The following is a 645-nucleotide window of genomic DNA, read 5'->3' on the forward strand; positions in this document are numbered from 1 at the left end:
TGGTGATACCATCACTGCAATTGCCACCGACCCTGCAGGTAACCCGTCTGTACCAGGTACAGAAACCGTCGATGCGACCCCACCAAATCCAGCGGGTGCAACCCTTGCGATTGATGCGGTGACTGCGGACAACGTGTTGAATGCAGCAGAATCAACAACAACCATCACTGTAACAGGTACCTTGACTGGTATCCCTGCAGATGCAGCAAGCACAGTGGTGACTTTAGTCATTAATGGCGTGACTTACACTGCAACCGTAGATGCAGCAACCGGTAACTGGACAGCCGATGTCGCAGGTAGTGACTTACTTGCAGATTCGGATGCGACCATCGATGCCACAGCGACCTTCACTGATGCAGCCGGTAACAGCAGCAGCGTGACTGACACGCAAGTGTATACAGTGGATACCACTGGTCCGGACAACAGCACGACTACGATTACCATCAATCCGATTGCAGGCGATGGCATTGTTGATTCAAGCGAAGCAGCAACAGACCAGACCATCAGTGGTACGGTCACCGGTGAATACACCGTGGGTGACGTGGTTACGGTCAACGTCAATGGGGTAGACATCACCACCACAGTACAAACCGGTGGCTTATGGAGCGTGACCGTTGATGGCGGACAGTTAGTGCTTGATGCCGA

1 protein-coding gene is annotated in these 645 nt (G+C 53.0%); it reads left to right on the forward strand.

Annotated features, from left to right (window positions below):
- Window positions 1-645: Ig-like domain-containing protein (locus IEV39_RS18370; RefSeq protein WP_188382626.1), on the forward strand; the 645-nt coding region annotated here is incomplete at both ends.

The organism is Acinetobacter courvalinii, assembly GCF_014635545.1.
In the GTDB taxonomy this organism is placed as follows: Bacteria; Pseudomonadota; Gammaproteobacteria; order Pseudomonadales; family Moraxellaceae; genus Acinetobacter; species Acinetobacter courvalinii.